10 protein-coding genes and 1 tRNA gene are annotated in these 12664 nt (G+C 66.7%); 2 read left to right on the top strand and 9 right to left on the bottom strand.

Annotation, left to right across the window (positions count from 1 at the left end; all coding sequences use genetic code 11):
• Positions 1-138: 138 nt before the first annotated feature.
• Positions 139-2964, top strand: coding sequence for a TonB-dependent receptor (locus tag HLA98_RS20380; RefSeq protein ID WP_049444961.1), 2826 nt, complete (start codon positions 139-141; stop codon positions 2962-2964).
• Positions 2965-3093: 129 nt separating this feature from the next.
• Positions 3094-4515 carry an arginine-ornithine antiporter gene (gene arcD, locus HLA98_RS20375; RefSeq protein ID WP_057501208.1) on the top strand — a complete coding sequence of 474 codons (1422 nt, stop codon included), beginning with the start codon at positions 3094-3096 and terminating at the stop codon, positions 4513-4515.
• A gap of 49 nt (positions 4516-4564) precedes the next feature.
• On the opposite strand, the gene HLA98_RS20370 is transcribed toward arcD, so the two are convergent.
• The 9 genes from HLA98_RS20370 to HLA98_RS20330 form a co-directional block, all read right to left on the bottom strand.
• On the bottom strand, positions 4565-5518 hold the full coding sequence (locus HLA98_RS20370; RefSeq protein ID WP_375516134.1) for an alpha/beta hydrolase: 954 nt from the start codon (positions 5516-5518) through the stop codon (positions 4565-4567).
• Between the two features lie 147 nt (positions 5519-5665).
• Positions 5666-5742, bottom strand: a tRNA-Asn gene (locus tag HLA98_RS20365).
• A 22-nt stretch (positions 5743-5764) separates the two neighbouring features.
• On the bottom strand, positions 5765-6235 hold the full coding sequence (gene rlmH, locus HLA98_RS20360; protein ID WP_005418108.1) for a 23S rRNA (pseudouridine(1915)-N(3))-methyltransferase RlmH: 471 nt from the start codon (positions 6233-6235) through the stop codon (positions 5765-5767).
• Positions 6236-6298: 63 nt separating this feature from the next.
• A complete protein-coding gene (gene rsfS, locus HLA98_RS20355; protein ID WP_005418109.1) occupies positions 6299-6709 on the bottom strand; it encodes a ribosome silencing factor in 411 nt (136 codons plus the stop codon).
• A gap of 58 nt (positions 6710-6767) precedes the next feature.
• The gene (gene nadD, locus HLA98_RS20350) at positions 6768-7433 is read right to left on the bottom strand and encodes a nicotinate-nucleotide adenylyltransferase (RefSeq protein ID WP_049447568.1); all 666 of its coding nucleotides are present in this window, start codon (positions 7431-7433) and stop codon (positions 6768-6770) included.
• 3 nt (positions 7434-7436) lie between these two features.
• Entirely contained in the window at positions 7437-8474 is a 1038-nt protein-coding gene (gene holA, locus HLA98_RS20345; RefSeq protein WP_057501206.1) for a DNA polymerase III subunit delta, read from the bottom strand.
• 9 nt (positions 8475-8483) lie between these two features.
• Positions 8484-9068 carry an LPS-assembly lipoprotein LptE gene (locus HLA98_RS20340; protein ID WP_049447566.1) on the bottom strand — a complete coding sequence of 195 codons (585 nt, stop codon included), beginning with the start codon at positions 9066-9068 and terminating at the stop codon, positions 8484-8486.
• Positions 9069-9204: 136 nt separating this feature from the next.
• A complete protein-coding gene (leuS, locus tag HLA98_RS20335; RefSeq protein ID WP_057501216.1) occupies positions 9205-11847 on the bottom strand; it encodes a leucine--tRNA ligase in 2643 nt (880 codons plus the stop codon).
• Between the two features lie 105 nt (positions 11848-11952).
• A complete protein-coding gene (locus HLA98_RS20330) occupies positions 11953-12555 on the bottom strand; it encodes a DUF998 domain-containing protein (RefSeq protein ID WP_057501205.1) in 603 nt (200 codons plus the stop codon).
• Between the last annotated feature and the right edge of the window lie 109 nt (positions 12556-12664).

Genomic DNA, 12664 nt, shown 5'->3' with positions numbered 1-12664 from the left:
GGCAAAGTTTGGATTCAACGTTACGGATTAAGCAAAATTTCACTACTTCGTCACCCGTCGGAAACCTAGATTGGCCCGTCCCGGCCCCCTTCCGGAGACAGCCCTCAACGCTACGGTTTTCCAGTTAGGAGAGAAGCTGTGAAACACCTGATCCAACGGCCCGCCAGCCGCCGCCGCACCACACTGGCATCGTCCATCACCCACATCCTTACCGGCGGCACCCTGCTGCTGGTTGGCGCCGTGGCTTCCACCTCCGCCTTCGCGCAGGAAAAGGCCACCAACCTGGACCGCATCACGGTTACCGGTTCGAACATTCCGCGCACCAACACCGAAACACCGTCCCCGGTGCAGGTGGTGACCCGCCAGGAAATCGACCGAACCGGCAAGACCACGGTCGCCGAATACCTGCAGACCCTGACCGCCGACGGTTCCGGCTCGATCCCGAAGACCTTCGGCAACGGCTTTGCCGGCGGTGGCGCCGGCATCTCGCTGCGCGGCCTGGGCGCGGGCTCGACCCTGGTCCTGCTGAACGGCCGCCGCATGGCCACCTACGGCCTGGCCGATGACGGCCAGAAGGTCTTCACCGACCTGAGCACCATCCCGCTCGACGCTGTTGAACGCGTGGAAGTGCTGAAGGATGGCGCCTCGGCGATCTATGGCTCCGATGCCATCGCCGGCGTGGTCAACATCATCCTGCGCAGTGATTTCCAGGGCGCGATCCTGCGTGCCTCCTACGGCACCTCCGGTGACGGCGACGGCAACGCCAAGAAGGCCACCCTGACCGCCGGTACCGGCGACCTGGCCACCGACGGCTGGAACGCGTTCTTCAGCCTGGACGTTGGCAAGACCGACGCGATCAAGATCAGCGATCGCAAGAACCGCAAGTGGATCGGCACGGGCGACATCCGTCCGTGGGGCTATGGCAACAACGCCCAGTTCCTCGGCGGCGCCTACCTCAACAACCGCACCAGCGGTGGCGTGGGTCCGAACGGCTCGGTATTCGACGACCGCGTCCCGCCGGGCACCTCGGCCCAGCTCGTGCCGCTGCCCGGCTGCCAGGGCCTGACCACCATCCCGGGCCAGACCGATGCCTCGGTGGCCGCACAGGGCTGCCTGTGGGATCCGAACCAGCTGTACCGTGATCTGACCCCGGAAGAGAAGTACGTCAACGTGTTCGGCCGCGCCAGCTTCGCCTTCGGTGAAGGCGGCGAGATCTACACCGAGATCGGCTACTCGAAGAAGGAAACGATCTTCAGCAACACGCCCTCCGGCGTGTCCGGCAGCTGGGGCTATCCGCTTGGCCCGCGCAATGCGAGCAGCGGCCCGGGCGCCGTGGTGCTGTCGCCGACCCATCCTGACAACCCGATTCCGGGCCAGGCCTCGCGCCTGCGCTACTCGGCCTGGGATGTCGGCCCGCGCGTGACCAACAACACCAACGAGTTCAATCGCTTCCTGGTCGGCGTCAAGGGCAATTGGGGTGACTGGAGCTACGACACCGCCTACCTGCACTCCGGCACCGATCTGGTCAACAAGCGTACCGGCTTCCTGCGCTACAGCGCCGTGCAGTGCGCGCTGGGCAACCCGAACTGTGCCGGCGGCGTGTGGCGTATTGGCGACAATGCCAACCTCAATTCGCAGGCACTGTACGACTACATTTCGCCGACCATCAGCGCACGCGCCAAGTCCAGCCTGGACATGTTCGACTTCACCGTATCGCGCAGCCTGATGGACCTGAAGGGGGGTCCGCTGGGCCTGGCGATCGGTACCGAGTGGCGCAAGACCAGCAACAGCCTGAGCCCGCAGACCTACACCGACCAGGGTGACATCATCGGCCTGGGCTACTCGGCCTACGACGGTACGCAGAATGTCTACGCCGGCTACGTTGAACTGTCGGCACCGGTGCTGGAGCAGCTGGAACTGTCCGGCGCGCTGCGTTACGACAAGTACGAAAGTGGCGAAGGCAAGGCGACGCCGAAGCTGGGCATCAAGTGGACGCCGGCCGACTGGATCGCACTGCGCGCCAGCTACGCAGAAGGCTTCCGCGCCCCCAACCCGGCCGAGAACGGCGACGGTGGCCTGGCCGCCTTCTCCAACGCCCGCGATCCGGTGCGCTGCGCCGCCAGCCCGCCGGCCGATGTCGGCACCAACTGCAGCTCGCGTCCGGTTGCAATCATCACCCGCCCCAACAAGGACCTGAAGCCGGAGGAATCCAAGAGCTACTCGGTGGGCATCGTGCTGCAGCCGACCCCCACCACCTCGATGACCGTCGATGCCTGGCAGATCAAGCGCACCAACGAGATCGCCCAGGGCTCCACGGCCGATGCCATCGCCGCCGGCAATGTGCTGCGTGACATCGACCTGATCAACGGCATCGCTGGCACCGGCAGCATCCTGGCGGTCAACACCGCGTACATCAATGCCGCCTCCACCCGCGTGCGCGGTATCGATACCGATATCCGCCAGACCTTCGATATCGGCCCGGGCCAGCTGGAAATGGATCTGCAGTGGAGCCATGTGCTGAAGTACGAGCGCACCGACTCCGACCAGACCTTCGACTATGCAGGCACCCACGGCAACTGCGACGTGACCAACTGCATCGGTACGCCGAAGGATCGCATCAACTTCGGTACCACCTGGCGCCAGGGTCCGTGGAGTGTGAGCGGCGTTGCCAACTACATCTCCAAGATGGACAACAAGGATTTCCGTGGCCCGGACGGTTCGTACCAGTTCTCGTACGCCGACGGTACCGACGTCACCAAGATCTCCTCGTTCACCACCTTCGACCTGTCCGGCCGCTGGAACATCACCGAAGCCTTCGAACTGAATGCATCGGTGCAGAACGTGTTCGATCGCATCGCTCCGCTCGACCCGACCACCTACGGTGGCGTGAACTACAACCCGCTGCACTTCAGCGGCGCCATCGGCCGTTACTTCACTGTCGGCGCCAAGTACACCTTCAAGTAATACCGCTCAACGCACCACCGTCGAAGGCCCGGGCACCTGCCCGGGCCTTCGTCGTTGTGCGCCTTGCAGGCATGTTCACGGGCCCACCGCTACCGTGTGCACGCGGCATCACCGCCGCAGGGGATCTGCATGGCTGCGACATCGCAACGCCTGGGCCTGCCCGCGTTGACCGCTCTGGTGGTCGGCTCGATGGTTGGTGCCGGTATCTTTTCTTTGCCACAGAACGTGGCGCGCAGCGCCGGACCGGCCGCGGCGCTGGTCGGCTGGGCGGTCAGTGGCGCCGGCATGCTGATGCTGGCCTTCGTGTTCCAGGCGCTGGCCAACCGCCGGCCGGATCTCGATACCGGCATCTACGCGTATGCGCGCGAGGGCTTCGGCAACTACATCGGTTTCTCCGCGGCATGGGGTTACTGGGTCGCCTCGGTGCTTGGCAACGCCAGCTTCTTCGTGCTGATCTTCAGCGGCCTCGGACATTTCCTGCCGATCTTCGGCGAAGGCAATACCCCGGCCGCGGTGGCCGCGTCGTCACTGCTGCTATGGACCGTGCATCTGCTGGTGCTGCGGGGCCTGCGCACCGCTGCCATCGTCAACGGGCTGGTGACCGTGGCCAAGCTGCTGCCCATCGCGCTGTTCCTGATCCTGGCCGCCGGCGCGTTCCGCATGGACGTGTTCCGCGCCGATTTCTTCGGTACGCCCGCACTGGGTGATCTGGGTCAGCAGCTGCGCGGCATGATGCTGGTGACCGTGTGGGTATTCATCGGCATCGAAGGCGCCAGCATCTACTCGCGGCGCGCGGCCCGCCGTGCCGATGTCGGCCGCGCCACGGTGATCGGTTTCCTCGGCGTCTGGCTGCTGCTGGTGCTGGTCAGCCTGCTGTCGATGGGGGTGCTGTCGCAGGCCGAACTGGCCGGGTTGCCCAATCCATCCATGGCGTACGTACTGCGTGCGATCGTCGGCGAGTGGGGTGCAACGGTGATCATCGTCGGATCGATCATCTCCGTGCTGGGCGCGCTGCTGGCCTGGGTGCTGTTGTGCGCCGAGGTGCTGTACGCCGCGGCCGGCGACGGCACCATGCCCGCGTTCCTCGGCCGCGAAAACGCGCACGGCGTGCCAGCCAATGCGCTGTGGTTGAGCAACGGTCTGATCCAGATGTTCCTGCTGCTGGTGCTGGTCAATTCCGGCAGCTATACCGGACTGGTGCTGCTGGCCGCGTCGATGAGCCTGGTGCCCTACTTCCTGTCCACCGCGTTCGGCGTGCAGCTGGCCTGGCGTGGCCAGGCCTATGCGCATGAACCGGGTGCGCGCTGGCGCGATTTCGTCGTTGCCCTGCTGGCCAGTGCCTATGCATTGTGGCTGGTGTATGCCGGCGGCCTCGACAACCTGCTGCTGTCGGTCCTGCTGTACGTCCCCGGCGTGGTGCTGTTCGCGTTCACCCGGCACCAGCGAGGGGAAAAGGTATTCACGCGCTGGGAGTGGGCGCTGTTCGGCGCGATCCTGGTGGTGGCGATCGCCACGTTGGTGGCGTTCTCCAGAGGTGAGCTGGCACTGTAGAGCCGAGCCCACGCTCGGCTTCGCACGGGCAGCCGAGCATGGCTCGGCTCTACAACTGGCGTTCGGGCAGCATGCCGATATCCCGCATCCAGCGCTCGGCCAGCTGTGGCCACACCGCCACCGGTGCATCCTTCATGCGCAGACCGAACGCGTGGCCACCGCGCGCGAACAGATGCATCTCGACCGGCACGCCTTCATCGATCAGCGCCTGGTAGTAGGCGAGTGATTCGCGCACATCGTCGGTGCGATCATCGGTGGCCTGCGCAATGAACGTCGGCGGCACCGCGTCATCCAAGACGATGTCCTTGACCAGGGACAGCCCCTTGCCATGCCCGGCCCACAGATGGCCGGAGTACATCACCATCGCGAAATCCGGGCGACTGGACTGTGAGTCGGCCGCGTCGACCGCCGCGTAGCTACGACGTGCGTGCGTACTCAATCCCGCCACCACGTGTCCGCCGGCCGAGAAACCGATCACCCCCACCCGCTTCGGGTCGAGGTTCCAGCGTTGTGCCTGCAAGCGCAGCAGGCCCATTGCACGTTGCGCGTCCTGCAAGGCCATCGGTACCGTCGGATTGTCGCGACAGTTGCAGTCGGGATCCCAGTTGGGCCCGGACGCCGGCACGCGGTACTTCAGCAGCGCGCAGGTGATGCCCTGCGCGTTCAACCAATCGCAGATTTCACTGCCTTCCAGGTCCATCGCCAACACCCGGTAACCACCTCCGGGCACCACCATCACGGCGGTGCCATTGGCCGGTCCTTTCGGCGGAAACACGGTGAGGGTCGGCACGGCCACGTTCTGCAACATCGTCCAGCGTTCTCCGCTGGCCCTGGAGGTTGCTTCACTGATCTGCTCGGGACCTTTCAGTTTTGGCGGTGCCTTCACCCTGCCTTCCGGCCACAACGGCAGCTCGGTAGTGCCCTGCGGCGGGTGCCAGGTCGGTGGTGCCGCATTCGCTGCGGCGAACGTCAGCGGCGCAAGCAACAGAGAGACGACGGACAGGAGTGCGCGCACGATCGGCATCCATGGTTGGAGCAGCAGATTGTAGAGCCGAGCCCATGCTCGGCTTCCAGGGTGCAGCCGAGCGTGGGCTCGGCTCTACAACACGGCAAAAAAAAACCTGCATCTCGCGATGCAGGTTTCTCAAAGTGGCGCCCGAAGTTGGACTCGAACCAACGACCCCCTGATTAACAGTCAAGTGCTCTAACCGGCTGAGCTATTCGGGCAGACGACTAGTATAACCACTCTTCACGCGCGATGGTAGGGGTGATTGGCAATCATTGCGGCAGCCCGGTACAGCTGCTCGGCCACCACCAGGCGCACCAGCATGTGCGGCAGCGTCAGCGGTCCGATCGACCACTTCTCATCGGCCAGCGCGGAGACTTCCGGCGAGTGCCCTTCCGGGCCACCGATCAGGAACGCCAGGTCCCTGCCCTGCCCGCGCCAATGCTCCAGGCGCTGTGCCAGCTGTTCGGAACTCAGCTGGCGGCCGGGCACGTCCAGGGCCACCACATAGGCATTCTTCGGCAGCGCGGCGATGACCCGCTTGCCTTCGTCTTCGGTAGCCCGACGCGGATCACGCCCCTTGCCACGCAGGCCGGGCTCGATTTCCACCAGTTCGAACGGCAGCCAGTGCGACAGCCGCTTCTGGTACTCGGCGAAGCCCTGCGCGACCCAGCTGGGGGCGCGTTCACCGGTGGCGATCAGGCGGGCTTTCATCAACGGTTCTCCAAAACGTCGACGGCGCCATCGGCGCCGTCGAAGGATGCATCAACGTGTGGCTCAGGCCACTTCGTCGTCGCTGGACGGCGGCTGGTCGCCGACGGTCCACAGGCGCTCGAGGGCGTAGAACTCACGCACGCGCGGCAGCATCACGTGGACGATCACGTCGCCCAGATCGACCAGCACCCACTCGGCTTCGCGCTCGCCTTCAACACCCAGCGGCATCACGTCGATGTTCTTGGCGAAGCGCACGACTTCATCGGCGATTGATTTGACGTGGCGGGTCGAGGTGCCCGAAACGACGATCATGTAGTCGGCAACACTGGACCGGCCGCGCACGTCGATCTCGACCAGGTCCTTGGCCTTCAGGTCTTCGGTGGCTTGGCGGACGCTGGCCAGCAGTTCCGGCACGGACGGCGGCGGGCTGGGCAGATCGACCTTGATGGTCTGGGGCTGGGTCTGGTTGCTCAAAGTGGATCGACTCGATAAACGTGGGGGCGATTATACGGGGATGGCGCCGCCGCGCCATTCACGGCGTGGCCGGGCGGTACAGCCCGTGTGCAGCCACATAGTCGGCCACGGCCGGCGGCAGCAGTGCGCGCCAGGGACCGCCGGAGGCGATCTGTGAGCGCACGGCGCTGGCCGATTCCTCGCGCAGCGGGTGGTGCAGGCGCAGGATGCGCCCGGCCGCGCTGGCGAACAGGGCCTGTTCGTTGTCGGCCCAGCGCCCTTCCAGCGCGTGGCCCAGCTCGCCGTCGAGCGAGGCCCGCAGCGGGCTGCCCGGCCGTTCAGCCACAACGAAATGCGCCAGCCCGAACAGGGCCTCCCATTCGTGCCAACCGGCCAGGCCCAGCAGGCTGTCCGCGCCGACCAGCCAGGCCAGCGGCCGGCTCGGGCCGAGTTCGCCACGCAGTTCGCGCAGGGTATCGACGGTATAGGAAGGACGACCGGGATAGCGGGCGGCGCGGTCCAGCTCGCGCCGGTCCAGCAGCAGGCCAGGTTCGTCGCCAATGGCCAGAGACAGCATGCTGCAACGCTGTTCGGCAGTGGCACCGGGCACCGCACGGTGCGGCGGGTCGGCCGCCGGCAGCATGCGCACGGCAACCTGCAGTTCGTCACGGGCGGCCCGCGCGATCGCCAGGTGCCCGAGGTGCACCGGATCGAAGGTGCCCCCGTAATAGATCCGCAGGCTCATTGCTCAGGCCCGCGCCAGCAGGCGCACGGCACGCGGTTCGGCCACGGCCACCAGCAGGCGCTCCAGTGCCAGCCAGGCATCGCCGTCGGCCCGCCCCTTGGCGATGCGGTCGACCAGGCCCGCTTCGGCCACGAAGCGCTCCCAGCGCTTGCCTTCCGGGTGCCGCTGCAGCGCGCGCTTGTACGGCGCCTGCCGCGATTCCCAGATGCCACGCGATTTCATTTCGGCGGCCAGATTGCCGCCGCGGGCCTGCACGCGGGCCAGGCCGGCGCCGGCCAGCAGCTCGCGGATCACCATCGGCATCAATGCGGCCACCGCCTCGCCTTCACCGCGCAGACCGGCCAGCATGCGCAGCACGGCCGGCGACTGGCCGGAGAACGTCGCCTCCATCAGCCGGAACACGTCATAGCGGGCAGCGTCAGCCACCAGCGACTCCATCCGTTCCACATCCAATGGCTGGCCATCAGCCAACAGCGCCAGCTTGTCGATTTCCTGTGCGGCAGCCAGCAGATTGCCTTCCACCCGCTCGGCCAGACGCTGCACTGCGGCCGGATCGGCGCGCAGGCCCTTGCCGCGCAGGCGGCGCTCGATCCAGTCCGGCAGTTCGTGCGGCTTGATCGCCCACGCCACCGACAGCACGCCGACGCGGTTGACCGCCTCGGCCCACTTGCCCTGATGGGCCTTGCTCCATTCGTTGGCCGTGATCATCAGCACCACGTCCGGCGCCGGGTTGGCGCAGAATTGGCTGATCACCTCGGCGCCGTCCTTGCCCGGCTTGCCGCTGGGCAGGCGCACCTCAACCAGGCGGCGGGCGCTGAACAGGCTGGGCGCATTGAAGCTGGCGTCGAGCTGGTTCCAGTCGAAATCGCGGCCATCGGCGTCGAACACCTCGCGCTCGCCAATACCGGCGGCACGCGCACGTGCACGGATGGCGTCGGCCGCCTCCAGCACGCGCAGGGTTTCCGGGCCGGCAATCAGATAGACCGGTGCCAGCGCGGTATCAGCGCTCTGGCCGGCCAGCTGCTCCGGACGCAGTTCCATCGCCGCAGCTCAGTGCTTGGCTGCGGGGACCGGCTCGGCCGGCACCGCACCCTCAAGCGGCTTGGCCTTCGGTGCCGACAGGCTGCCGCCCTTCTCGATCTCGGCGCGGACCACGCTGTCGATGCGGCGGATGATCGACGCCGACATTTCCCGGCGCAATTCATCGGCCAGGATCTCGCGTTCGGTGGTGGTACCGGTGGCGTCGGTCGGTGGCGACACGTAGTCGCGCGAAAGCTCGATCACCTGCTGCGGCACCAGCTCGCTGCCATCCTCGCGACGGAAGATGAAGATGACCGCATAGCGCAGGCTGTACTCCTGGGCACGGCCCTGCGAGTCGATGGCGATCGGCAGGTCGCCCCAGCGTTCGGACAGCACCTGCAGCTGGGTACTGGGTTCCTTGCTGTCCTCATCGGCCAGCTTGGCGCCGGACGCCAGCAGGCTGCGGTTGAGCAGCTTGACCAGTTCGCTGTAAGGCGCGGTGGAGACCACCTTCACCGGCGCCGTATCGGTCGGCAGCATCAGCTTGTTGCGCAGATGGAAGCCGCAGCCGGCAAGGCCGAGGGCAAGAACGAGGGCAAGCAGGATTCGGGTCATGGAGACAGTCTGGCGGAGCCGGGCGATCACGGCAACACACAGCGTGCCCGAAGCCGCGTGAATGCAGGGCCATCATGCACATGGCCCTGCATCGGAAAGGCACCGGCCACCACGCGGGTGGCCGATGCGGGGTGCATCAGGCAGCGACGATGTTCACGATCTTGCCCGGCACAATGATGATCTTGCGCACCGTCAGGCCTTCCATGAACCTGGCCGCGTTCGGCTCGGCCAGGGCCAACGCCTCGACCTGCTCGCGTGCGGCATCGGCCGCCACCTCGATGGTGCCACGCAGCTTGCCGTTGACCTGCACGGCCAGGGTCAGCGCATCGCGCACCAGCGCGCCAGCGTCGGCCTGCGGGAACGGCTGGTCTTCCAGCAGCGTCTCGCCATGGCCCAGCACCTGCCACAGGGCGTGGCTGGCATGCGGGGTGATCGGGTTCAGCAGCAGCACGATGGCCTGCAACGCTTCCTGGCGCACCGCACGGCCCTGCTCGCTGCCGTCCTCGAACTTGGCCAGCGCGTTCATCAGTTCCATCACTGCGGCAATGGCGGTATTGAAGCTGTGGCGGCGGCCATAGTCGTCGCCGACCTTGCCGATGGTCTCGTGAGTCTTGCGGCGCAGTGCCTTCTGGTTGGCATCCAGTGCGGCCACGTCCAGCACCGGGGCGGCACCGTCGGCGGCATGCTTCTGCACCTGGGCCCACAGGCGGCGCAGGAAGCGGGCCATGCCGTCCACGCCGGCTTCGTTCCATTCCAGCGACTGTTCCGGCGGCGCGGCGAACATCGAGAACAGGCGCACGGTATCGGCGCCGTACTTGCCGACCATCGCCTGCGGGTCCACGCCGTTGTTCTTCGACTTGGACATCTTCTCCGTGCCACCGACCACCACCGGCTGGCCGTCGGCGATCAGGGTGGCGCCCGTGATGCGGCCGCGCTCGTCGCGCTGTACTTCCACATCGGCCGGGTTGATCCAGTCCTTCGAGCCGTCCGGGTTCGGGCGGTAGTAGGTCTCGGCAATCACCATGCCCTGGCACAGCAGGTTGCGCGCCGGCTCGTTGCTGTCCACCATCCGCGCGTCGCGCAGCAGCTTGTGATAGAAGCGGAAATACATCAGGTGCAGGATCGCGTGCTCGATGCCACCGATGTACTGGTCGACCGGCAGCCAGTAGTTGCCGCGCTTGTCGACGGCATCACGGGCACCCGGCGAGGTGTAGCGGGCGTAGTACCAGCTCGACTCCATGAAGGTGTCGAACGTGTCGGTCTCGCGCTCGGCCGCGCCACCGCAGTCCGGGCAGGTGGTCTTGCGCCATTCCGGGTCGGTCTTGATCGGCGAACCGGTGCCGGAGAACGCCACGTCCTCCGGCAGCACCACCGGCAGCTGCTCTTCCGGCACCGGCACCGCGCCGCACTTGGCGCAGTAGATCACCGGAATCGGGCAGCCCCAGTAGCGCTGGCGGCTCACGCCCCAGTCGCGCAGGCGGTAGTTGACGCGGCGCTGGCCCTGGGCCTTGCGCTCGAAACGTTCGGCCAGCGCTTCGAAGGCGCCCTGGAAGTCCAGGCCGTCGAATTCGGCCGAATTCACCAGCTCGAAGGCGCGGCTCTTGTCGCTGTACCAGTCCTGCCAGCGGCTGCCGTCCCAGTTGCGCTCCTCTTCGGTGCGCGCATCCTTCAGCGCGATCACCTGCTTGATCGGCAGGCCGTACTTGTTGGCCACTTCGTTGTCGCGCTGGTCATGGCCCGGCACGGCCATCACCGCGCCGGTGCCGTAGCCCATCAGCACGAAGTTGGCGACCCAGACCGGCACCGGCTCGCCGGTGACCGGATGCAGCGCGCGCAGGCCGGTATCCATGCCGCGCTTTTCCTGGGTTTCCAGCTCGGCCTCGGATACACCGCCCTGCTTCAGGTCGGCCAGCATCGCCGCCAGCTCCGGGTTGTTCTTCGCCGCATGCAGCGCCAGCGGGTGCTCGGCGGCGATCGACACGAAGGTCACGCCCATCACCGTGTCCGGGCGGGTGGTGAACACGCGCAGCGGGTCCAGCGCGCTGCCGTCGACATCGCGCACGTCGAACTGGATTTCCAGGCCCTCGGAACGGCCGATCCAGTTGCGCTGCATGGTCTTGACCGATTCCGGCCAGCCGTCCAGCTCATCCAGGCCGTCCAGCAGCTCCTGGGCGTAGTCGGTGATGCGCAGGAACCACTGCGGAATCTCGCGCTTCTCGACCAGCGCGCCGGAGCGCCAGCCGCGACCGTCGATGACCTGCTCGTTGGCCAGCACGGTCTGGTCGACCGGGTCCCAGTTCACCACCGCGTTACGGCGGTACGCCAGGCCCTTGCGCATCAGGCGGGTGAACATGCGCTGCTCATGGACGTAATAGTCCGGGCGGCAGGTGGCGAACTCGCGCGACCAGTCGATGGCATAGCCCAGCGACTGCAGCTGGCTGCGCATGTGATCGATGTTCTTGTAGGTCCACGCCGCCGGCGCGGTCTTGTTCTTGATCGCCGCGTTTTCCGCCGGCAGCCCGAACGCGTCCCAGCCCATCGGCTGCAGCACGTTGTGGCCGGTCATGCGCTTGTAGCGGCTGATCACATCGCCGATCGTGTAGTTGCGCACGTGGCCCATGTGCAGCGCACCGGACGGATACGGAAGCATCGACAGGCAGTAGTACTTCGGCTTGTCCGAAGTCTCGTCGACTTCGAAGGCACGGGTAGCGTCCCAGTACTTCTGGGCGGCGGATTCAACCTGCTGCGGATCGTAAACGTTGGGTTCGACGCTGGTCATGTAACACGCGGTTGCGGCGGCAAAGCGGTACAGCGTACCGCAGTGCGGCAAATGGCTCCAATCCTGCCCGTCGACCGCCGGCGCCGATTGCGTCCGGAGGCGGTCTCAGCGCGGTCGCGACAGCGGCAGGGCCAGTGCCAGCCAGACGGCCCAGCAGGCGAAGGCAAGCCGCTGTGCCAGCGGCGCCGGCAACACGCCCTGCAGGGCAAAGGCCGCCAGCGCGGCCAGCACGCCGCAGCCCAGGGCCAGCCCACCCAGGCCGCGGCCATGCCCCTGGCGCAACCGGGAGATGCCCAGCAACAGGGTGCCAGCGACGAAGCCCAGCACCCAGACCATCCAGGCACTGGCATGCAGCTGGCTGGCTGGCCCGTGCAGATCGTCCACATCCAGCGGCAGCAAGCCCATCGCGGCGAAGGCCAGCCCGCCCAACAGCAGCATCTGGCTGCCCACCCGCGGCGCCCAGCCAGCGCTGGCCGGCAGTCGCCGGCGCAGGCATTCGGCCACCACCACCGCCAGCAGGCCCGGCAGCACGAAACCCAGCAGATTGAAGGCCAACGCGTGCGGCACGCCCCGCGCACCCAGCAGGGCCACCGGGTGCCGCGCCTGTGCATAACCTTCCAGGCCGGAGCCGAAGCCCATCACCGCCAGCACGAACAGCAGCGCGGCGATCACCCCGGACAGGCGCAACAGCGGGGACAATGACGACATGCGGGCTCCGGAACAACGGCGGCAGGAAGGCCGCATTGTCGGGCATTTGCGGCATCGCGGGTTGAGACCGGCATCGATCGTCACCATAGAATCGGTCTCCAGATGCCAA

Source organism: Stenotrophomonas africana, from assembly GCF_013004645.1.
Taxonomy (GTDB): domain Bacteria; phylum Pseudomonadota; class Gammaproteobacteria; order Xanthomonadales; family Xanthomonadaceae; genus Stenotrophomonas; species Stenotrophomonas africana.
This window is presented reverse-complemented; position numbering and strand designations above follow the sequence as displayed.

Coding starts and splice junctions, on each gene's coding strand:
- arcD (WP_057501208.1), top strand. CDS start 3,094: ATGGCTGCGACATCGCAACGCCTGGGCCTGCCCGCGTTGACCGCTCTG.
- rlmH (WP_005418108.1), bottom strand. CDS start 6,235: ATGAAAGCCCGCCTGATCGCCACCGGTGAACGCGCCCCCAGCTGGGTC.
- nadD (WP_049447568.1), bottom strand. CDS start 7,433: ATGAGCCTGCGGATCTATTACGGGGGCACCTTCGATCCGGTGCACCTC.
- holA (WP_057501206.1), bottom strand. CDS start 8,474: ATGGAACTGCGTCCGGAGCAGCTGGCCGGCCAGAGCGCTGATACCGCG.
- HLA98_RS20340 (WP_049447566.1), bottom strand. CDS start 9,068: ATGACCCGAATCCTGCTTGCCCTCGTTCTTGCCCTCGGCCTTGCCGGC.
- leuS (WP_057501216.1), bottom strand. CDS start 11,847: ATGACCAGCGTCGAACCCAACGTTTACGATCCGCAGCAGGTTGAATCC.
- HLA98_RS20330 (WP_057501205.1), bottom strand. CDS start 12,555: ATGTCGTCATTGTCCCCGCTGTTGCGCCTGTCCGGGGTGATCGCCGCG.